Consider the following 20857-nt stretch of genomic DNA (forward strand, 5'->3'; position numbering starts at 1 on the left):
TGCCGTATCGCCCCTCCACAGCCTTTTAAGAACGGCGGATTCTCACGCAGTATGACCAACGAAACACACTCACCTGACTCCATCGCAGTCGCCGAGCGCGTGCGCGAGTTGATGAGCCGGCACGGAATCGGCAAACGACAGCAAACCACGGAACTTTGCCGCATCCTCGATCTGAGCTTTTCGCAGGGACACCGCAAGCTGCGCGGCAATAGTCCGTGGACTTTGTCGCAGATCAAGAAAGTCGCTGAAGTATACGGCGAACCCGCTGCACAGCTGTTCGGGGCACAGTCGCTCGATCCCGGCATGGTCGGCGCGATCGCGCAAGAAGCTGTCTTCTGCATCGGCGCGATGGAGCTGCCATGTACCGCATGGGTCGGCGCGGCACTCGAAGCGGGCAGCCGTCCGGAATTCGTCGCCTACTCGAAACTCGGCCAGTGGCGCGTTGCGCGGCACGACGGCGCGCTTTACGGCAGCGCCTACGAGGTTCATAAGATCGAGATCTACCCGCGTCGCGGGGAGACGGACAAGCCCACCATCGCCGTGGTGGACGACGATCAGGCGAGCGCCGACAATCTGCGCGACTATCTGGAACGCAGCGGCTTTGCCGCAGTCGCCATCTACGGGCTTGCCGCCTTTGCCGAGCAACTGCAAAGCCAGGTGTTCGACGGCATTGTGATCGACTGGCTGTTCGGCTCGCAAACCTCGGCGGCCGCGATTCGCGCGGTGCGGGCCTCGGAAAATCCGGATGCGCCAATTTTCGTGCTGACCGGCGAATTGCTCACGGGCAAGGCGAGCGAGTCCGAAATCAGCCAGGTGATCCGCAATTACGACGTTGCCTGCTATGAAAAGCCGGCACGCATGGCGATTCTGGTGGCCGACCTGTCCAAGCGGCTGAATCGGCCGTGAACGAGCGTACCCGGCGAATGTCGCGCGCCGTACGTTAGACGGTATGCCGCGACGCCAGCGCACGCTGCAACGCGTCGCGCAAATCGCCGTAATGTACTGGCTTTAATAACGCTTCGAAAAACGGCCGCGCGCCCGAGCCGCTGTTGCTCTCCCCCTCTGTCACCTGCTCGACCTCGGCCTCCGGTGCATACGCGCTGACCACGATCACCGGCACGCCCGCTACCCGGCCGCCGCGCGCCGCGAGATCCGCGAGAAACGAATAGCCGTCGCGTCCCGGCATGTGCAGATCCAGCAGCACGACGTCGCAGCGGCCCGTGTCGAGCCATGCGAGCGCAGCGTCGGCGTCGGCCACGGCGTGCGCGTCGTAGTCCATGTGCGCGACCATTTCGCTGAGCGACTCGCGAATCAGCCGGTTATCGTCGACGATCAGCACGCTCGGCCGCGCGCCGCCCGGCTCGGCCTGCGCCTGCGCGCCGCGCGAAGGCGCGGGCGCGACTGGCGAGACCGGAATGGTCACCGTGAAGGTGGTGCCCTCGCCCACCACGCTCGCCACTTCGACATTGCCGCCAAAGAGCCGCACCAGTCCCTGCACGATGGTGAGCCCCATGCCCGCGCCTTCGAAGCGGCGCGTGCGCGAGCCGTCGAGTTGCGTGAACTCCTGGAAAATGAGCGGAATCTGCGCCTGCGGGACGCCCGGCCCCGTGTCGCTGACCACGAAGCTCAACAGCGCCGGGCGCTGCATCAGCTTCACGCGGATCGTGCCGGTCTCCGTGTAGCGGATCGCATTGGTGACGAGGTTGTTGACGATCTGGCGAATGCGGTGCGGGTCGGAGTCGACCAGCCCCGTCACACCGCTCGCCTCGCTTTCGAGCTTCAGCCCGCGCGCCGCGGCGGACATTGTATGTTCGTCGACAATCGACGCGAGCAGCTCGCGTGGCTCGAAGTGCTCGTGACGCAGCTCGAGCTTGCCGGCGCCGAGCCGCGCGTAATCGGTCAAATCCTTCATCTGCGCTTCGAGATGCCGCGCCGCCGTTTCGAGCCGCTGGATCACCTTGCGGTCGGCTTCGGAGTGATAGTTAAAGCCGAGCAATTCGATCGACGAAACAATCGCATGCAAAGGCGTGCGCAGTTCGTGACTGATCATGCCGAGGAACGCATCTTTCGCGAGACTCGCCTCGCGCGCCGCGCGGCTCGCCTGGTGTTCGGCCTCGAGCGCCGCGTGCTGCTGATGCATGAGACGCGTGCGGCGCCGGCCGTTGACCACGAGCAAGAGCGTTGCCGCCGCCGACAGCAGCAGCAGGACCATGCCGCCCGCAAACAGCAAGCGGCGCTTGTCGATGAAATCGCGGTTCAGCGCCTCGCGGTCGGCGACGTCGGCGAAACGGCGGCTCAGCGCCAGATCGTTGACTTCGTTCCAGTGCTGGCGCAATTGCGCGACCACCCGGTTGACGCCGCCGGGGTCCTTCGGCAGGGCCGCGACGTCGGGAGCGAGGCCCCTGAGCATCCGGTCGAGCGCGTGGATTTCATCCAGTTGTCGCTGCACCAGCGCGACCTGCGTGGTGAGCCTGAGTGTGGAGCCCTCCATGACGTGCAGCTTCGACTGCAGCAACTGGTAGCGCAGCGTGATGCGCGAGTAGTCGTCGTCCACGCCGGCCTGATACAGCAGCAATTGGTTCTCGAAGCGCGCATAGGCAATTTGCAGTTGCGCCGCGTCCCAATAAAAGCCGTCGTACGAGCCGGTCAGCGACTCAGTAGTATCCGGATTGAGCAGGTTCGAGTAGAGCAGATAGCCGATGGCGCCGGCGGGCGCCGCAAGCGCGGTGAGCCAGATCAGCACATAAAAAAACCGGCGCCACGGACGGCGCGTTATTTGACGATGAGTGCCTTGATCTGCCATACGAATTTTGAATCGCCCGAGGCGCCCGCGAGTTCATCGGGAAACGCATCGCGCGGGTAAATGAGGAACAGCGGGCCGAAGTCGGTGATTTTCAGACGCCGGCCGTTCATGTTGTAGGCCACCACCACGCCATAGCGGTCGCAGTCCGTTACGGGAATGGTGTACGTGTAGTCGTCGAGCGTATGAATCTCGACCTGCGTGCCACGCGCGCCGACCGTCTTCAGAATATCCGCGAGCAGAGGTCCTGTGAAGGTGGAGCGCGGCGTCCAGGTGGTCGCGGTGGTGATCGAATGAGCCGGCAGCGCCAGCAACTGCGCCTCGTCGAAGTGATAGGCGCGGTGCGCCGCGTCGTTAGTCTTGCCGATCTTGCCTGTCACGTCGAGCGAGAGCGCCGTCGGGTCCGTCTGCGCCGCTACGCTCCACGCGGCCAGCGCGAAGATGAGCCCGATAGCCCAGCGCACGCCCGCAGGCGCGCCTGATCTGCGTTGCACTGCTGCCGTCAGATTGGTCATTTGCTTTTTATCCGTGGTCTGTTTTTTTGCGGCGCTGCTGCCCTCGTGGGCGCAGCACCCTGACTTGCCGTCGCACGCGTCACCCCGACGCGCGAATGCCGAACGGCATGCATAATATCGTCAAATTCTCTGCAGAATAAACGAAGGTCTGCCGCCAGTGCGCGTTGCCCGCGCAACGGCAACCCTCCCGCATGCGTTATGCGACTCAACGAGCGTTATGAACAAGCCGGTTTTGCCTCTCACGTATGAGCAACTCGATCACTGGATCGAATCGTTGCAGCCCACGTTGCTCGCCGAAGGTTTTGCAATGGCAATCGGCATTTTGCGCGGCGGAGCGCCGCTCGCGCTGATGGTTTCCCACTCGGCCGGCGCGCCCGTGGCGTTCTTGCGCTACGACCGCGGCTCTCGCACGGTTGCGTGGGACTCGACGCTGCCCATGCCGTCCGCCGGCTCCAAGGTCCTGCTGTGCGAGGACATTGCTGGACGCGGCTTCACGCTGGTCGATTGCATCGCGTTTCTTCAGCAGCATGGCCTCGTCGTAAAGACGCTGACTGGCGCCGTGGACGATCTCAGCCGCACGCAGCCGGACTACGCAATCGACGCACGCGGCTATTTCGCGCTCTTTCCGTGGGAGCGCCAGGCGTACACGCAGCGTTATCGCGACGACTGGGCGCGTGTGGAAGCCGGCGAAGCCGCCGCGATGGCGCACGACCACCACTACGCGACCTACGCGATCGACCTCGACGGCATCCTGCTGCCGGACGTGCCGCTCGCGCGCTATGACGAAGATCTCGCCGCGGCGCTCGTCGAACGCGACGCGCTACTGCCCTTCGAGGTGCTGCCCGGCATCGACCTGCAGCGTGTGCGCACGATCATCACGGGCCGGCCGGAAATGGACCGCGCGCGTACCGAGGCCTGGCTCGAACGGCATGGCTTCGGCCATATGCAGCTGGTCATGCGCGTGCCCGGCTCGCACGACGAAAGCCCGGCGGGCGCTGCCGCGCACAAGGCGGCGGCGGCGCTGGCGGGCGGCGTCACGCATTTCGTCGAAAGCGATCCGGTGCAGGCGTTGCTGATTGCGCAGCAGGCGCCGCTTCTGCGCGTGATCTGGTGGGACGCGCAGACCCGCACTGGCATGCTGGTCGGCGCCCGGGCGTGGGGTTGAGCGCGCGGGTTTGAATGCTCGAGCCTGAGCGCCGGCGCCGGCACGCGTCACGTTTCACACGTCACGTGTCAGGCTTCGCGCGCCTCTGCGGTTTCCTTGCGGTCCTTCGCATCATGTAGATGCAGATGACGTGCGGCACGCTGCGACGCGACGATGATCAGCTTCATCGTCGCGCGCGTCGCGCCGACGAACAGCTTGCGCGCGATACGCTCGTCGAACGCGGCGAAATCGACCTCGGTGAGAATCACGCACGGCGCCGCCTGCCCCTTGAAACGGTAGATGGATTCGAACAGTACGTCGCCTTCGCGATATTCCGGATTGCCAAACAAATCGTATTTGCCGGTGAAGCTGCGCAGCCGGTGCGGGCCGAGATGATCCTGCGCGGTCATCACCGAGCCCTCGCGTCCGCGAAACGACAGCACCGCGATGTCCTGCTTGCGAAATCCCAGCGACAGCGCTTGCGTAATGGCGCGCTTGGTCGCTTCCGTCGCGGCCTCGGCGGCGTTCGCTTCGTCGTAGACGGACAGGGAAATGTCCGAGCCGTCGAACGGGCTGCCCGAGGCAAGCGCCGCCGCGCTCGGCACCGAAGCGCCGACCACCTCGCGCACGTAATCGAGAATGTCGCGCGGGCTGCGGTAGTTGGTGGTTTCCTTGAGCGTGGTCCAGCCCGGCAGCGCGACCGGCTCGCGCATATACAGGTTCTGCAGCGGATCCTCGAGCCACCACCATGCGCCTCCGGGCCGCAGCAGGCGTTCGAGCGCGGCGACCCACGGCTCCTGGAAATCCTGCCCTTCGTCGACAATCAGCACGTCGAATTGCCAGCGCGCGTCGATAGGCGTTTCGGCGAACATCGCCTCGAGCTGATCGAACACCTGGCCCGATTCGAAATCGGGCTCGCGGCCCGCGTCGCGCGCGATCCAGTCGCACAACTGGTGATAGTTCGCGACCTTGGCCTGCGGCGGCGCTACGCGCGCAATGTGATCGGCGAGCGGCCGGTTAAAGCACACGTACAACGGACGCTCGCCGCGCGCGGCCGCGTCTTTCATCACCTGCACGGCGAGTTGCGTCTTGCCGGAACCGGCCGTGCCGATCACGCGCAGCCGGAACGGCGAGAATTCGAGCCGCCGCGCCCACGTTGCGAGGCCGCCCGCCAGCCGTGTGACGAGCGTGCCGGCCTGGCCGACGAGCGCGCTCGCGTCGGGTGTGAGCGCGAGTTCATCGGCGAGAAAGTGGTGGATTTTCGACGCGCAAGGCAGACGCGGCTCGTCGGCCGGCAACGCTTCGCGAATCACGGCGGCCAGCCGGTCGCGCCGGGTCGCGTCGACAATGCGCGCGGGGTTCACCCCGGCAATCGCGGCGTCTTTCACGATGTGGTCGGGGCAGTACAGAAGTTCTTCGATGAAATACGTGCCCGCGCCGAACGCCGCGGTAAAGCGCCGGTGCAACCCTTCGATGGTGTGCGCAAGCGCGATCGCCACGTTGCGTTCGGTTTGCAGATAGACCTTGACCAGTCCTTTAGGCGTTTCGCGCAGAAAACCCGTTTTCTGTTCGACGATCATCACGCGGCCGGCCGGACTGACGATCACGAAGTCGGCCTCACCGAATACCGAGAAGTTCTGGTTCAACCGCGTCCAGTGCACACCGTGATAGACGGTGTAGCTCTCGGGCAATGCCTTTTCGAGCAGCGCCAGGGTCTCGCGTTCGCGCGCTGCCGCGCCGGTGGCGGCGAGGCTCTTCCAGTCGTCGGGGACAATGCGGGCCATGCGGTGCCTCGTCGTAATTCGGTGCGCTCATTGTACGCAACGCATGGCGCGCAGGCATGCAAACGCAGGGATCGTGTATCGTTACTGGTTGAACGCCGCGCAAGGCGCGGCTTGCCAATTGTCGACAAAAAGGGATTGACCGGATGATTACGATCTGGGGACGCACGAACTCAGTGAACGTGCAAAAGGTGTTGTGGTGCTGCGATGAACTGGTGCTGCCGTATGAGCGCATCGACGCGGGCCTGCAGTTCGGGCGCAATAACGAACCCGCCTATCTTTCGATGAACCCGACCGGCAAGATACCCACGCTGGTGGACGACGACTTCGTGCTGTGGGAATCGAACTCGATCTTGCGCTATCTGGCGCTTCAATATGGTGCGGCAAGCCCGCTGTACCCGAGCGAGCCGAGACTGCGCGCGAGCATCGACCGTTGGCTCGACTGGTCGCTCTCCACGCTGCAGCCGGCGGAGCGGCCGGTGTTCTGGACCCTCGTGCGTACGCCGCCGGAACAGCGCGACGCAACGAAGCTGGCCGACGACGTGCGCAACGTCACCTCGCTGTGGCGCCTGCTCGACACGCATCTGCAGGGCCGTTTCTTCCTGGAAAGCGACAAGTTCACGCTGGCCGATATCGTGATTGGCGCCTATGCGAAACGCTGGTTCGGCCTCGCGGGCATCGAGCGTCCGCCGCTGCCGAGCCTCGAGCGTTGGTATTCGCGCATTGCCACCCGTTCGGGCTTCAAGAAATACGTGGACTTTCCGTTGACCTGATGCGGAGTCGCGCGCGTTTGGGCGATTGGGCGTTTGTGCATGATGAAACAGGTTGGATCGCGGCACCATGGCCCGGGGCCATGCGGCGCTGGGCGGTTGACGCTGCGCCGTTCGTGACTGTGCCTTTGCGTCTTTGCCGCTAGGCCGCCAGCGACGCGTGCCTCGGGCAGCAATCCCGCATTGGCCTTTATAATCGCTTCATGAAGAACGCCAAGCCCGCCGCGCACGCCCCGCACTCCACCGCTCCCGCCAGAGCGGATCAAACCGCCGCTGCGGCCGAGGCGCATGCGCACCCGCATGCACACCCGCATGATCACGCACACGCGCCGCGGCACCCGCATGGCGAATCGCCCGAAGCCGCGCTGGCTCTCGCGGAAGAATATTGTCGCGAACGCGGCGAGAAACTCACGCCGATCCGCCGCAAAGTGCTGGAGTTGCTGCTGAATTCGGGGCGCGCCACCAAAGCGTATTCGCTGCTCGACGAAATGCGCCAGATCCACCCAGGCTCGGCGCCGCCCACGGTGTATCGCGCGCTGGACTTCCTGCTTTCGGCGGGGCTCGTGCACCGCATCGAGTCAATCAACGCCTTCACGGTCTGCCACGACCTCACGCAATGCCAGCACGGCATTCTCGTGGTCTGCCAGCAGTGCGGCAACGTCACCGAACTGCATCAGCCGAAACTGCGCCGGGCGCTCATCGCCCAAATAGAGGACGCGGGCTACCGGGTCGCCAGCGACGAAATCGAACTGAAGGGAGTGTGTTCCGCGTGTCAGGCGGCGGAAGTGGCTGCGGCGGCCGGGTCGAAGGTGGGCGTAACAGCGCCTGGCGCCGTGAAATAAGCATGGCGGGCGGGCTGCCGGCGCTGCATTCATTGTGCCGCGGACGAAGCACAACGCACGCCAGGCGTTGCGCTCACTTCGCCGCGGGCTGGGAAGCAACAACCGCGAATCCGGGCTAATCGCCCCTGCGCCGCACACTCACCGCGCCGCGCGCGCGCCAATGGCGTCGTGCAGCAAGGTCACCAGATCTTCCGGCAAGGCCGGCTTGGTCATGAAATGCTGGAAACCCTCGCCGATACTTCGCAGACGGTAAGCGTCGTCGGTATGGCCTGTCAGCGCCACGGCCACCGAAGGCGGGTGATCGCCGCGAATCTCATGATCGCGCAGGCGCTGGATCAGGTAGAAGCCGTCCATGGCGGGCAATTCCAGGTCGCATACGACCGCATCGGGTAGCAGGCGGACCGCTGCTTCGACACCCTCTTCTGCATCCGCCACTGCAACGACGTTTGCGCCTTCCGCTTCGAGCAACAAGGTCAGCGATTCCCGGCTGTCCGGGTCGTCTTCTACGAGCACGATCGTGGTCTGATCGAGTCTCAATGCTCCGTTCATCTTCTGTTGTTGCTCTAAAAATCCGGTTAGGCCGTCAGGCTTGGCCAAGGTGTCACCTTGCTGCTTGTGCTGTTGATGTTGTTTGCCGCCGATTTGCGCGGCCGCGATGTTGCTGTTCATGGTTCCGACTCGATTTCATGTGCCGAGTTGCAGGAAAGCGCCGATTGTAATCAAGGCCACCTGCCACGCGCGCACCATAACGCGCCAAAATTGCACGCCAATGAAAAAACGGCTCGCGGTGGCCTGTTCGCGGCAACCGGTGCCGACACCCGCTTCGCCGCGGCCACGTGCGATGCCATGCACGGCGCGCGCCGCAGCAGCGTTCTTGCGTCTTCCTGCATAGATTTCTTCTGTGACGCCGCGCGGCCCCGGTGCGCGACGCTCCCATTCACCTCATGGGTAGCAGGTTATGTGCCGCGCATTGGCCACAGCAAGACGCGCCCGCGGTTTGACCGCCATTCACCTTGTTTAGTCGGATGAAGCTTTCTTCGGAGCAATGCCCTGCGTGAGCAGCGCAACCGCGTGACGGGCGACTTCTTCTTCGCCCGCCTGGCGACGCTTGGGATCGCCGCGCCATAGCTTGGAGGTGGCAAGAGGCAAGACCGTCAGGCCGAGCAGTGTGATGAACATCAGCGACGGCTCGAGCGCCGCATTCAGACGGCCTTCTTTCTGCCAACGCTCGATGGCGGCAAGCGACATCTTCTGATTCGCGTTACCGAAACGCTCGAGCATGCGCTGACGCAACAGCCCGCTGTCGCTGATCACTTCACGCACCCATAGCGACGGAAACCACGGGTGCGCGACCGCTGCCCGCACCATCCGCTGCGCAAGCTGCGTGATGGCGGCGACGGGATCGTCCGCATGCTCCTGGAACGGTACGCCAAGACTCGCGCGCAAGGGGCCGATGCGCTCGTCGATCAGTACATCCAGCAACTGGTCGCGCGTCTTGAAGTAGTAATGCATCATGGCCGACGTGAAGCCCGCCTCGCGGGCAATCTCGCCGAGCGTCGTGTCGACTATGCCCTGACGGGCGAACAGTTCGAGCGCCGCGTCGAGCAGGCGGCTGCGCTGCTCGGCGCCGCGTGCCGCGCCCGAAGGGCGTCCCGGTCGTCGCACTGCGACGTCTTGTGGCCGGGTGCCTTGCGAGGCTGCCGCGGCAAGGTCAGCCGCCGCGCTCGCGCGGCGCTTCCCGCTCTCGCCAACCCGCGGCGAAGCAGCCTTGCCGGCCCCCTCCTTCACACCGCTTTCCTTGTTACCCGCCGACGGACTCTTTGCCATTGCTCTCGTTTGACGCGCGACCAGATGTCGCATATATTAATTTCTGCGTTAATTAATTTCAAGACACCGCAGCCATGCAACAGTCAACTCACGCGCAACCGCAGCGCCTGATCAAGGCCGAACCGCAAGCCGATCCGCACGCCGCCGCTCGTCCAGCGGCGGAGCAAGGCGAGCACCCGGCCCATCAGCCGGACGCGCTCGCCGCCGGCCACCCGCCCGTCCGCCTGCTCTTTCCCGCGCTGCTGCTCGTCATGCTGCTGGCCGCGCTGGACCAGACCGTCGTGTCCACGGCATTGCCGACCATCGTCGGCGAGCTGGGCGGGCTCAACAATCTGTCCTGGGTCGTGACCGCCTATCTGCTCAGCTCGACCATCGTCGTGCCGCTCTACGGCAAGCTCGGCGATCTGTTCGGCCGCAAGATCGTGCTGCAGGCGGCAATCGGGCTCTTCCTCGTGGGTTCCGCGTTGTGCGGCATCGCGCAGGACATGACGCAGTTGATCGTATTGCGTGCGTTGCAAGGACTCGGCGGCGGTGGCCTTTTGGTGGTGACCATGGCCGCAATCGCAGATGTCATTCCGCCTGCCGAACGTGGCCGCTATCAGGGTGTGTTCGGCGGCGTGTTCGGCCTTGCCACCGTCATCGGTCCGTTGCTCGGCGGCTTTCTCGTCGAGCACCTCACGTGGCGCTGGATCTTCTATATCAATCTGCCGCTTGGCATCGTCGCGCTCGCCGTGATCGGCGCGGTGTTCAAGCCGCACGTGCGCCACGTGAAGCACACTATCGACTACATGGGCGCCGCGTTTCTCGCGGGCGCCCTCACCTGCATCATCCTGTTCACGAGCAAGGGCGGCACGCTTTTGCCGTGGACCTCGCCGCAACTCTGGCTCACGCTTTGCATGGGGCTCGTCGCAATCTGGGGCTTCATTCACGAAGAGCGCAGCGCCGTCGAACCGCTCATGCCGCTCGAACTCTTCAGGCAGCGCACGTTCGTGCTGAGCAGTCTGATCGGCTTTATCGTCGGCGTGTCGATGTTCGGCGCCGTGACCTTCCTGCCGCTATATCTGCAGGTGGTAAAGGGCGCGACGCCCACGCAAGCCGGCATGCAGATGCTGCCGATGATGGGCGGCCTGTTCGTCATGTCGATGGTGACTGGCCGCGCCATCGGCAAGCTTGGCCGTTATCGCATGTTCCCGATCGCGGGCACCCTGCTCGTGGCCGTCGCAATGCTGCTGCTTGCGCGCTTGCAGCTCGATACGCCGACTCATGTGATGTACGTCTACATGGGTATTCTCGGCTGCGGCCTCGGCATGGTGATGCAGGTGCTGATACTCGCCGTGCAAAATACCGTGGATTTCAGGCATGTCGGCGTGGCCACTTCGGGCGCCACGCTGTTCCGTTCTATCGGCGGTTCGGTCGGCGTGGCCGCGTTCGGCGCCGTGTTCTCGAATGGCCTCGCCGCGCGGCTCGACAAGCTGCTTCCAGCGGACACCGAATTGCCGCACGCGCTCGGGCCCGCGGCGATCCGCGCGTTGCCCGACGCACTGCGCGCCGACTATCTGCAGGCATTCGCGGGCGCGCTGCATACGGTGTATCTGTCCGCGGCTTGCGTCGTGCTGCTCGCGTTCGCGCTTGCGTGGTTCCTCAAGGATCATCCGCTGCGCAAGCACTGATCGCGTTGCACGCGGTTGCACGGGCGCCTACGCAGAGATCGATCGCATGCGCCCGACATTCATCCCCAAACGGCACGCCACAACATGAAAATAGCGGCGTGCGTTCGTCTTCCTGACAGGCGCGATGATTGGTCCTACCTGGTAATGTGCGGTAGCGCACATTACCTAGGGTCGATAGTCCATTGACGCGCGTCTCGAAACGCCACATATTGAAAACGACGGCAACGCAAGCGTCGCTTGCCTGCCCGGACTCTCTGGCGCATGTAGATCGTGGTTTCCGCGGGACGCCCACGCCGCCTCAAACACGATCGGGAGCATGCCGTAACGGCATTGTTTTCCACAGGCGGAGCCATAGCATGTCCACTCAACCCTTAACCGCCCATCAGTTTCCGACACCCTGCAAACGATGTGGCGGCGCGCTCTACCGTCAACTCGAATGCTGCCCGTATTGCGGTGCCTTCGACCCGCTCGGCAACGAGGCGCCCGCACGCAGCGCATTGCACGAGCGCCGCGCAAGCACGCTCGACATGTCGCCACTGCACGACAGCTTCATGGCGCCCACGTTCAGCGAGCCCGACTTCCCCGGCGGCGCGCTGCACGCGGGCTTGCATCTGGCACCCACGGCCGCGCTTCACACATCGCCCGCGCCACTCGTCGCGCCCGACACCGCGCTGCTGCCGCTTTCCGACACAGACACAGACGCGGACGCAGACGACCTCGCGCCGCGCCCCGGTTTGCGCGTCCGGCACGTGCTGCTCGCGAGCGCAGCGGTTGTCGCCGCGGGCCTGGCGTATGTCGGCTATGCGCTATTGAGCGAGAGCCGCGATCTGCATTACGGCAGCGGCGAGCAAGCCGCCGAAGCCGCGCAGAACGCGAGAACGGCGACGGGCGCCATCGCACGTTACGCGCCTGAGCAGGCGGCCGAGTCGCATCTTGCCGTGGTTCCCGGCAAGTCGACCGGCGCAGGCAGCATGCTCAGCGCCCCGCAGGCAACGCCCGCAACGGTGCCCATAGCGGTAGCGATCACCGCAGCGAAACCTCGCGCGCCGCAGTTTCACGACGCCGCGCAAGCCCTGCAGGCCGCGCGAACGGCATTCGGCGTCAACGATCTCAGCGCGGCGCAAGCCGCCCTGTCGGCCGCGCAAGCGCTGCAGCCCGACAACAACGAGGCGCAGACCCTCGCCGCGAGGCTCAAGCCGTTGGCCGCGCGCCGCGACGCCGCGTTGCTCGCTGCGCAACTGTGCGCCGACCAGCAATCGTGGGCCTGCGCGCGCGAGCATGCGAATGAGGCACTCGCCCTCGACACGGGCAGTGATCCCGGCAAAACGATTCTCGAGCGCGTGATTCGCGAGACCGGCTGGGCGCCGCTCGACACGCAAAGAGCGACCAGTGCGAAGAGCGCGAAGCAAGTCGCTGAACAATGATCCGGATTCCGAAGCTAACCGAAATGAACCGGCTTGTGCCAACCTGACCGAACAGGTGCGAACCATGCTGAACAAACTTTTGATGGGATGGCTAGGAGCGGCCCTGCTCCTCGTTTCTTCGCCTGGCAGTGCCGAACCCGCGCACTACAAGATAGTGACCGGCCCGGAACGTGGCACCTACATCCAGATCGGCCAGGACCTGTCGAAATGGGTGGCGCAACCGGCGGGCATCGATCTGTCCGTGGTCGCATCCAAAGGCTCCGCCGAGAACGTGCAACGCATGAGATATGAGCCCGGCGTCAAGCTCGCCCTCGTGCAGTCCGACGTCTATCAGGCGTACATCGACATGGCCAATTCCGGCAATCCGGATGCGGGGACGGCGATTCGTCCGCTGCGTCTCATCATGCCGCTGTATGACGAAGAGATAAACGTCGTGGTGCGCGCGGACTCGCCGCTTAAGACGCTAGGCGACATCAAGGATAAAACCATCAGCGTCGGCCTGCTCGGCAGCGGCACCGCGCAGTCGGCGACCACGCTCTACCGGTTGATGTTCGGCCAGCCGATTCCCGAACAGAACGTCCAGCACCTGAGCAACGAGGACGCGCTCGCCGCGCTGATCGTGAAGAAAGTGGACGTCGCGATTATCGTCGTCGGGCAGCCGGCCAAGCTGTTCAACGACATGAATCCGGAACTGTTGCAACAGATCCGTCTGCTCAGAGCGGATCCCGCCGCACCCGAAACGGCCCGCGCAAAGCAGACCTATTTCCCGGCCACCATTCGCGCGACCAGTTATCCAAACTGGCTGAAAGAAGATGTCCCTACGCTGACCGTCAAGGCTTTCCTCGTCACCTACGACTATGGCCTGCGCGATACCGTGGGCAATCTGAACCATTTCGCCGACTCGCTATGCGCGAACTTCGACAATCTGCAGGAACGCGGGCATCCGAAGTGGAAGCAGGTGAAGCTGGAACTGCCTACGCTCGTGCGCGGCTGGAAATACTATCCGCCTGTCGAGAAGCATTTGCGCGCGTGTCTTGCGAACCGAAGCGCGAGCGTGAACGCGGCGGCGGCGCAGGTCGCGCAGAAGGCACGCAGCACTTGCTCGAACCAGGAGCGGCTGCTTTTGCTGTGCAAGTGATTGGTTGATCGGACAGGTGGTCGGGTGGACGCCCGCACAGCGATCCATAGCATACGGACCGATACATCGCAGAAAACCAGCACCGCGACCAAGCCGACCGCCGTCACACGCGCGCGCTGCGCATCGCGGCGCTCTCCATGGCCCGCTGCAAGGTCTCGTACACCTTGGGCCGATTGCATTGCGACACGTTAAAGCGCAGGTAACTCGCAGCGGACTGCGACACGCTGAACACATTGCCGGGCGCCAACACGACATTCGCGCCCAACGCGTGACGCGCGATCTCGGCGGCATCGAGCGAATCGGGTAGACGCGCCCACACGAACATGCCCGCGCGCGGCCGGGTCCAGACGTCAAGTCCGGCATAGCCGAGGCGCCGCATCGTCTCGCCCATCGCATCGGCAAGCTTCGCGCGCATCGACTCCAGATGGCGCCGGTACGTGCCGTCCACCAGCAGCCGATGCACGACACTCGCGCTCAGTTGCCCGTTGCCGAACGATGTCGCGAGTTTCAGGTCGGTCAGCGGCTCGATCCATTCGGCGCGTGCAGCGATGTAGCCGCAACGCGCCGCCGCGGACAGCGTTTTCGAGAAGCTGCCGATGGACACCACTCGCGCGAGCCCGTCGAAGGCCGCCAGACGCGGTGCCGCTTCGTCCTCGAAGTCGGCGAAGATATCGTCTTCCACGACCAGCAGATCGTGCTCGCCTGCGAGCTTCAGCAGCCGATGTGCGACGGCCGGCGCAAGCGTCGCGCCGGTCGGGTTATGAATCGCGCAATTGGTCACATAAAGCCGTGGACGGTGCTCGATCAGTGCCCGCTCGAAGGCAGCGAGATCCGGACCGGACGGCGTATAAGGCACGCCCACGATACGCGCACGGTGCGCTCGCAGCAGCGCCTGGAAGTTGAAGTAGCACGGATCGTCGATCAACACCGTGTCGCCCGGTTCGAGCAGGAAACGGCACACCAGGTCGAGAGCGTGGGTGCCGCCGTCGGTCAGCATGATCTGCTCGGGCGGCGCCTCCACGCCGTGCTGCGCAAGCCGCCAGGCAAGCTGTTGACGCAGCGCGGGCAAGCCGTACGGGTTCGCGTAATCGGCGAGCGGCGACTGCGGATCGCGCGCTACCGCCCGCAGCGCGCGGCGCACGCCGTCCTCGGGGAGCCACGACGCCGGCATCCAGCCGCAACCCGGCTTGAGCACCTTCTGGCTCGACTGCAACGACTGGCGCGTGAGCCACAGCGGATCGACCTCGCGATCGAGACGCGGCCCAAGATCGGCAAGCGCGAGCGGCGGCGCATGGCCCGACACGAAAAAGCCCGAGCCGCGCCGCGCGACAATCACGCCCTCCGCCACGAGCCGGTCGTAGGCCTCCACGACCGTCGACTTCGACACGCCAAGCGCGTCCGTCATCATGCGGATGGACGGCACACGCGCGCCGGGCATCAGCGAGCGGCTGGCAATGCGTTCGCGCAGATTGTCCATGACAATGCCGACCCGCGTGCCCTGCGCTTGATCGATCGGCCGGCTCTGACCACTCTCGCCCATCTGTACTGCTCCTTCGTCGGTACAGTTTGCATGAATTGTACTGATGCGTAGCTTAACCTTTCCGCAACGGAAGCGGATGCTATACGCTTCTTTTCGACATGTACCGACCTTCCCGATGGACAAGACGACGAACGGCTGGCTGAGCGGACTAATAGGCGTATTGATTTTCAGCGGCTCGCTGCCGGCCACCCGCATTGCCGTGCAAGGACTCGATCCGGTGTTCCTCACGGTCGCGCGCGCAACCATTGCGGGCACGCTGGGCCTTGCGCTGCTCCTCGTGTTCCGCGAGGCGCGGCCCGCGTGGCGCGATGTCGTTCCGCTCGTGGTGGTCGCGCTCGGCGTGGTGGTCGGCTTCCCGCTGTTGACGGCGCTTGCGTTGCGCCACGTGAGTTCGGCGCACGCTATCGTCTTCGTCGGCTTGCTGCCGCTGGCCACCGCGATCTTCGGCGTGCTGCGCGGCGGCGAGCGCCCGCAGGCAGCGTTCTGGTTGTTCTCGGCGCTCGGCAGCGGCGCGGTGGTCGCGTTCGCGATGCGGCACGGCATCGACGCGTCCCCGGTCGGCGACGCGCTGATGCTCGCCGCAATCGTCGCGTGCGGGCTCGGTTATGCGGAAGGCGCGCGGCTCTCGCGGCATCTCGGCGGCTGGCAGGTCATTTCGTGGGCGCTGGTGCTGTCGCTTCCCGTCATGCTTCCGCTCGCGTGGTGGACCCGGCCCGCCTCGTTCGAGGGCATCAGCCACGCAGCGCTGTGGGGACTCGCTTACGTGTCGCTGTTCAGCATGCTGATCGGCTTCGTGTTCTGGTATCGCGGGCTAGCGCTCGGCGGGATAGCGGGCGTCGGCCAGTTGCAATTGCTGCAGCCGTTTTTCGGCCTGCTGCTCGCGGGACTGCTGCTGCACGAACAGGTGCCGCCTTCGATGATCGCGGTCACCGTCGCGGTGGTGGCCTGCGTGGCGGGGGCCCGCCGCTTCTCGAAAGCGGCGCCCGCGCGGCCCGCCAGTTGATCCGCGCGACGGCTGCGTCGCAAGGACTTATTGGCCGGCTTCAAATTTGCGCGCGCTGCAGGCATAGTCGAAGGTATCGTCGGACAACCGATACCGCGGCCAAGACCGCACCTGGACTACCTGATGAGTACAACCCGCCCTGCCCCCGCTCCCGCGCTGATTCGCGACGCGACCGAAGCCGACCTGCCCGCCATCCAGGCCATCTACGCGCATCATGTGCTGACCGGCGTCGCGTCGTTCGAGGAGGTCCCGCCTTGCGTCGACGAGTTGCGAGCCCGGCTCACGTCGGTGCGCAGTCATGGACTGCCGTACATGGTCGCGGAGATCGACGGCGAGGTCACGGGCTATTGCTACGCGACGCCATACCGCCCCCGCGCCGCGTATCGCCACACCATTGAAGACTCGATCTACGTGAGCGACGCTTATCGCGGGCGGGGTCTTGGCCGCATGCTGCTGCAGGCGCTGATCGAGCGATGCGAAGCCGGCCCCTGGCGCCAGATGGTCGCCGTCATTGCGGACGGCGGCAGCGGCGGATCGCTGTCGCTGCACACACAGTCTGGTTTCGAACTGACCGGCACCTTGAAAGCCGTGGGTTTCAAACACGGCCGCTGGCTCGATACGACGCTCATGCAAAGGACCTTGGGCAGCGGTTGCTCGACACCGCCGTCGCAGGACTGAAAGCAGCGCGCTTGAGCGGCGCCGCGACGGTGGGCCATGACGGTGCGCCGCGATGGTCGGCCAAGAAGGCAGCGCGGTAAAATCGCCGACATGCCCAACACGCCGCCCCGCACCCCGCCCGCGCCGGACACTCCGAGCACGCCGACCGACACACCCACCGGCATGCCGACCGGCGCCTTGCCGCGCAACGAATACACCGTCGACGAACTCGCGCGCGTGACCGATACGACGGTGCGCAACGTACGCGCGTATCAGGATCGCGGCCTGCTCGCGCCGCCTGAAAAGCGTGGCCGCGTGGGCGTGTACGACGACACGCATGTGTCGCGTCTGAAGCTGATCAATCATCTGCTCGCACGCGGCTACACGCTCGCGAACATCCAGGATCTGATCAAGGCCGTTGACGAGGGTCACGATCTTCGCTCGATTCTCGGCCTGGAGACGGCGATCGGCGGACGCTGGTCGCGCGAGCATCCACGAAAATATTCCCTCATCGAGCTGCTGCAAATGTTCGGCGACAAGGCCTCGCCGGCCGCGCTCACCAAGGCCGTCGAGCTCGGTCTGCTCGAACGCGACGGTCTGTCGTTCGTCTCCGGCAGTCCCACGGCTCTCGCCGCAGGCGCGACGCTCGCCAAGGAAGGCATTCCGCTTGCCGATCTGCTCGAAGCCGTCGGCACCGCGCGGCCTCATTTCAACGCGGTGGCGAAGGCGCTGGTGGATCTGGTGGTCCGTCAACTGGACCGCTACGACGCGGATGCATTGCCGCCGCCCGCCGACGTGCCCGCCCTCGTCGACGCGATCTGGCGCGTTCGGCCACTGGCAATGGTGCTCGTCGAAAGCGAAATGAACCGCGCGCTGGAAGAAGCGTCCGGCGATTATCTGGGCGATCGCGTCGCGGCCATCATGGCCAAAAAACTTGGCGAGTCTGCTGCGAACCCTTCCACACCACGCGCCGCCGGCCGGAAGAAACCGTCAAAGCAGTGAGTCCACGCGCCGGTTTGCGTGCCTCGACGCAATCCTCAAGCACGCAATCCAACGCGGCCCTGCTCTAGAGTGGCGCATCTAGAAGCCCGCTTGCGCCGTCCGTCCTGACCTTCTATCGTTACATCACTCAATGTAACAGTTAAGAGCGTCAAAAAGGAGACGGCCGGATGAATGCACGCATGCCCCTCGACGCCGCCGCCAAACGCGCGTCTGCTCCTCTCGAGACCGACATTGCCATTATTGGGACCGGCTTTGCGGGCCTCGGCATGGCGATTCGCTTGCGGCAAGCCGGCTTGACCGATTTTATCGTTGCGGAGAAAGCCGATTCCGTCGGCGGCACGTGGCGCGACAATCACTACCCCGGCTGCGCATGCGACGTGCAATCGCACGTCTATTCGTTTTCGTTTGCGCCGAATCCTCGCTGGACACGCATGTTCGCGCGCCAACCCGAGATTCGCGCATATCTCGAAGACTGCGCGCGGCGCTTTGGCGTTCAGAGCCACCTGCGTTTCGGTCATGAACTGGCAAGCGCGGTATACGACGACGCACGCCACCGCTGGCATCTCAAGTTTGCCAATGGACAACAGTGGTCGGCGCGCGTGCTGATCTCGGCGATGGGCGGCCTCTCGCGCGCGGCGCTGCCCGACATTCCCGGCATCGACACGTTCAAAGGCCGGGCGTTCCATTCGCAGCACTGGGACCACGCGTATGCACTCGACGGAAAACGCGTGGCCGTGATCGGCACCGGCGCGAGCGCCATCCAGTTCGTGCCGCAAATCGCGCCGCGCGTGGCGCACCTCACGCTGTTCCAGCGCACGCCGCCGTGGATCATGCCGAAGGCCGACCGCGCGGTGCGTCCCTACGAACAGTGGCTATTCCGGCACCTGCCGTTCACGCAGAAAATCATGCGTTCGGCGCTGTACTGCATGCTGGAATCGCGCGCGCTGGGGTTCGCGATTCATCCCTCGCTGATGAAAACCGCGCAAAAAGCCGCTGAGCGGCATTTACGCCGCCAGGTGCGCGACCCGCAACTGCGCGCAACACTCACGCCGGACTACACGATGGGCTGCAAGCGCGTTCTGATCTCGAACGACTACTATCCCGCCCTCACGCGTGCGAATGTAGAGGTGACCACGAGCTCGATCGTGCGCATCGAAGACGACGCAGTAATCACGAGCGACGGCGTGCGTCATCAGGCCGACTGCCTGATCTTCGGCACCGGCTTCCAGGTCGCGGATCCGTTCCCGCGAGGCGTGGTGCTCGGCCGCGGCGGCGTGGATATTGTCGATACATGGCGTGACGGCGCGCATGCGTACCTTGGCACCACATTGCCTGGCTATCCGAACTTTTTCATGATCGTCGGTCCGAATACCGGCCTCGGGCATAACTCGATGGTGTTCATGATCGAATCACAAGTCGAATACATTCTGCGCGCGCTGAAGACGATGCAAAGCGAAAGGGCCGAGGCCATCGAGGTTCGCCCCCAGGTGGAGCACGCTTACAACCAGCAGATCCAGCAAAAACTCGGCCGCGCAATCTGGTCCACGGGCGGCTGCAAAAGCTGGTATCTCGATCCGCGAACCGGCAAGAACACCACGCTGTGGCCCGGCTTTGCCTACCGGTTCCGCCAGGCAACCAGCACCTTCAGCATGGACGACTACTTCGCTTATTCGCCGGCGCCGCAGGCCGCGACCACGCAGGCCGCAGCACCGCACACTGCGCGCGTGCACGGCAACGCAGCGGCGGCTGAGTCTGCGTCAGCGGAGGCGAACTGAAACACGCATAACGACAAGGCAGTTCAGAGAGGACAGGAGATAAAACCAATGAAGCATTTCACCGATAAGGTAGCCGCAATCACCGGCGCAGGTTCAGGCATGGGGCGCTCGCTCGCGATACGGCTCGCGCGCGAAGGTTGTCATCTCGCGCTCGCCGACCGGAACGCGACGAGCCTCGAGGAGACCGCCCGACTCGCGCAGGCGGCGGCGCCGCATACCGTCGGGGCCCCGCTTCTCATCACCACGGCCGTCTTCGACGTATCGGAGCGCAATGCAATGTTCGCGTGGGCCGCCGAGACTGCCCGGGAGCATAGGCGCGTGAACCTCGTCTTCAACAATGCCGGGGTCGCGCTCTCGAGCACCATTGAAGGCATGGACTACGCGGATCTCGAATGGATCGTCGGCATCAACTTCTGGGGTGTCGTGCATGGCACGAAGGCATTTTTGCCCTATCTGAAGGCGTCGGGCGAAGGCCATATCGTCAATACATCGAGCGTGTTCGGTCTTTTCGCGCAGCCCGGCATGAGCGGCTACAACGCGACCAAGTTCGCGGTGCGCGGCTTTACTGAAGCGTTGCGCCAGGAACTCGACCTGATGAAATGCGGCGTGTCGGCAACCTGCGTGCATCCGGGCGGCATTCGAACCAGCATCGCACAGTCGAGCCGCATTGCGCCCAACATGGTGGGCTTCATGCTCGAAAACGAACAGCAAGGTAAGGACGACTTCGAGAAATTCTTTATCACCACCGCCGACGAAGCTGCCCGCGTGATTCTCGATGGCGTGCGCAAAAACAGACGGCGTGTATTGATCGGCCGCGATGCACGGGCCGCCGACTGGCTCGCGCGCACGCTGCCCGCCGCCTATCAGGCACTGGTCGTGCTGCAAACCCGACGCATGAAGCGCATCGCGGAGAAGCGCGCACGGCGTGCAGCGGACCTGCCGGGCAAGCGTGCCTGATGCAACGCGCCG

19 protein-coding genes are annotated in these 20857 nt (G+C 64.6%); 13 read left to right on the plus strand and 6 right to left on the minus strand.

All coding sequences use genetic code 11. The features are described 5' to 3' along the window. Nucleotides 1–51: 51 nt before the first annotated feature. Nucleotides 52–906 carry a helix-turn-helix domain-containing protein gene (locus tag JNB89_RS13515; RefSeq protein ID WP_220362485.1) on the plus strand — a complete coding sequence of 285 codons (855 nt, stop codon included), beginning with the start codon at nucleotides 52–54 and terminating at the stop codon, nucleotides 904–906. Nucleotides 907–940: 34 nt separating this feature from the next. Here JNB89_RS13515 and JNB89_RS13520 read toward each other — a convergent pair whose 3' ends face one another. Both JNB89_RS13520 and JNB89_RS13525 read right to left on the minus strand, forming a co-directional pair. Continuing rightward, a complete protein-coding gene (locus JNB89_RS13520) occupies nucleotides 941–2803 on the minus strand; it encodes an ATP-binding response regulator (protein ID WP_220362486.1) in 1863 nt (620 codons plus the stop codon). Further along, entirely contained in the window at nucleotides 2773–3315 is a 543-nt protein-coding gene (locus tag JNB89_RS13525; RefSeq protein ID WP_013343159.1) for a molybdopterin-dependent oxidoreductase, read from the minus strand. Before JNB89_RS13525 ends, JNB89_RS13520 begins: the two co-directional genes overlap by 31 nt. A gap of 217 nt (nucleotides 3316–3532) precedes the next feature. On the opposite strand from JNB89_RS13525, the gene JNB89_RS13530 reads away from it, so the two are divergent. Next, nucleotides 3533–4480 carry a phosphoribosyltransferase gene (locus tag JNB89_RS13530; protein WP_220362487.1) on the plus strand — a complete coding sequence of 316 codons (948 nt, stop codon included), beginning with the start codon at nucleotides 3533–3535 and terminating at the stop codon, nucleotides 4478–4480. Nucleotides 4481–4548: 68 nt separating this feature from the next. On the opposite strand, the gene JNB89_RS13535 is transcribed toward JNB89_RS13530, so the two are convergent. Next, nucleotides 4549–6243: an ATP-binding domain-containing protein gene (locus JNB89_RS13535; protein WP_220362488.1), complete on the minus strand. Its 1695-nt coding sequence runs from the start codon at nucleotides 6241–6243 to the stop codon at nucleotides 4549–4551. Nucleotides 6244–6386: 143 nt separating this feature from the next. On the opposite strand from JNB89_RS13535, the gene JNB89_RS13540 reads away from it, so the two are divergent. Next, the gene (locus tag JNB89_RS13540; RefSeq protein ID WP_220362489.1) at nucleotides 6387–7013 is read left to right on the plus strand and encodes a glutathione S-transferase family protein; all 627 of its coding nucleotides are present in this window, start codon (nucleotides 6387–6389) and stop codon (nucleotides 7011–7013) included. Nucleotides 7014–7213: 200 nt separating this feature from the next. Next, complete coding sequence (locus JNB89_RS13545; RefSeq protein ID WP_220362490.1) at nucleotides 7214–7852, plus strand: Fur family transcriptional regulator; 639 nt, start codon at nucleotides 7214–7216, stop codon at nucleotides 7850–7852. Nucleotides 7853–7990: 138 nt separating this feature from the next. On the opposite strand, the gene JNB89_RS13550 is transcribed toward JNB89_RS13545, so the two are convergent. Then, the gene (locus tag JNB89_RS13550) at nucleotides 7991–8521 is read right to left on the minus strand and encodes a response regulator (protein ID WP_013343154.1); all 531 of its coding nucleotides are present in this window, start codon (nucleotides 8519–8521) and stop codon (nucleotides 7991–7993) included. On the opposite strand from JNB89_RS13550, the gene JNB89_RS13555 reads away from it, so the two are divergent. Next, nucleotides 8459–8881, plus strand: coding sequence for a hypothetical protein (locus JNB89_RS13555; RefSeq protein ID WP_220362561.1), 423 nt, complete (start codon nucleotides 8459–8461; stop codon nucleotides 8879–8881). The two genes, JNB89_RS13550 and JNB89_RS13555, sit on opposite strands and share 63 nt — an antisense overlap. On the opposite strand, the gene JNB89_RS13560 is transcribed toward JNB89_RS13555, so the two are convergent. Beyond that, entirely contained in the window at nucleotides 8870–9679 is an 810-nt protein-coding gene (locus JNB89_RS13560) for a TetR/AcrR family transcriptional regulator (RefSeq protein ID WP_223216746.1), read from the minus strand. The genes JNB89_RS13555 and JNB89_RS13560 overlap by 12 nt on opposite strands. 74 nt (nucleotides 9680–9753) lie before the next feature. Between JNB89_RS13560 and JNB89_RS13565 the strand changes: the two genes are divergently transcribed. From JNB89_RS13565 to JNB89_RS13575, 3 genes are all read left to right on the plus strand, one after another. After that, nucleotides 9754–11349, plus strand: coding sequence for an MDR family MFS transporter (locus JNB89_RS13565; protein ID WP_220362492.1), 1596 nt, complete (start codon nucleotides 9754–9756; stop codon nucleotides 11347–11349). 356 nt (nucleotides 11350–11705) lie between these two features. Next, nucleotides 11706–12773, plus strand: coding sequence for a hypothetical protein (locus tag JNB89_RS13570; RefSeq protein WP_220362493.1), 1068 nt, complete (start codon nucleotides 11706–11708; stop codon nucleotides 12771–12773). 64 nt (nucleotides 12774–12837) lie between these two features. Beyond that, complete coding sequence (locus tag JNB89_RS13575; protein ID WP_013343150.1) at nucleotides 12838–13911, plus strand: TAXI family TRAP transporter solute-binding subunit; 1074 nt, start codon at nucleotides 12838–12840, stop codon at nucleotides 13909–13911. 103 nt (nucleotides 13912–14014) lie between these two features. Here the strand turns inward: JNB89_RS13575 and JNB89_RS13580 are convergent, their stop codons facing one another. Further along, nucleotides 14015–15451, minus strand: coding sequence for a PLP-dependent aminotransferase family protein (locus tag JNB89_RS13580; protein ID WP_220362494.1), 1437 nt, complete (start codon nucleotides 15449–15451; stop codon nucleotides 14015–14017). A 115-nt stretch (nucleotides 15452–15566) separates the two neighbouring features. Here JNB89_RS13580 and JNB89_RS13585 point away from each other — a divergent pair, with 115 nt between their 5' ends. The 5 genes from JNB89_RS13585 to JNB89_RS13605 all read left to right on the plus strand — a co-directional run bounded on the left by JNB89_RS13585 (nucleotide 15567) and on the right by JNB89_RS13605 (nucleotide 20845). Next, a complete protein-coding gene (locus tag JNB89_RS13585; RefSeq protein ID WP_220362495.1) occupies nucleotides 15567–16454 on the plus strand; it encodes a DMT family transporter in 888 nt (295 codons plus the stop codon). A 123-nt stretch (nucleotides 16455–16577) separates the two neighbouring features. Next, the gene (locus JNB89_RS13590; RefSeq protein ID WP_220362496.1) at nucleotides 16578–17132 is read left to right on the plus strand and encodes a GNAT family N-acetyltransferase; all 555 of its coding nucleotides are present in this window, start codon (nucleotides 16578–16580) and stop codon (nucleotides 17130–17132) included. 90 nt (nucleotides 17133–17222) lie between these two features. Beyond that, nucleotides 17223–18113 carry a MerR family transcriptional regulator gene (locus JNB89_RS13595; protein WP_220362497.1) on the plus strand — a complete coding sequence of 297 codons (891 nt, stop codon included), beginning with the start codon at nucleotides 17223–17225 and terminating at the stop codon, nucleotides 18111–18113. A gap of 167 nt (nucleotides 18114–18280) precedes the next feature. Next, nucleotides 18281–19888, plus strand: a complete 1608-nt coding sequence (locus tag JNB89_RS13600) for a flavin-containing monooxygenase (protein ID WP_220362498.1) — start codon at nucleotides 18281–18283, stop codon at nucleotides 19886–19888. A gap of 48 nt (nucleotides 19889–19936) precedes the next feature. Then, a complete protein-coding gene (locus JNB89_RS13605) occupies nucleotides 19937–20845 on the plus strand; it encodes an SDR family NAD(P)-dependent oxidoreductase (RefSeq protein ID WP_013343144.1) in 909 nt (302 codons plus the stop codon). Nucleotides 20846–20857: the final 12 nt, after the last annotated feature.

It is taken from the genome of Paraburkholderia phenoliruptrix (assembly GCF_019511605.1).
GTDB lineage: Bacteria > Pseudomonadota > Gammaproteobacteria > Burkholderiales > Burkholderiaceae > Paraburkholderia > Paraburkholderia phenoliruptrix_A.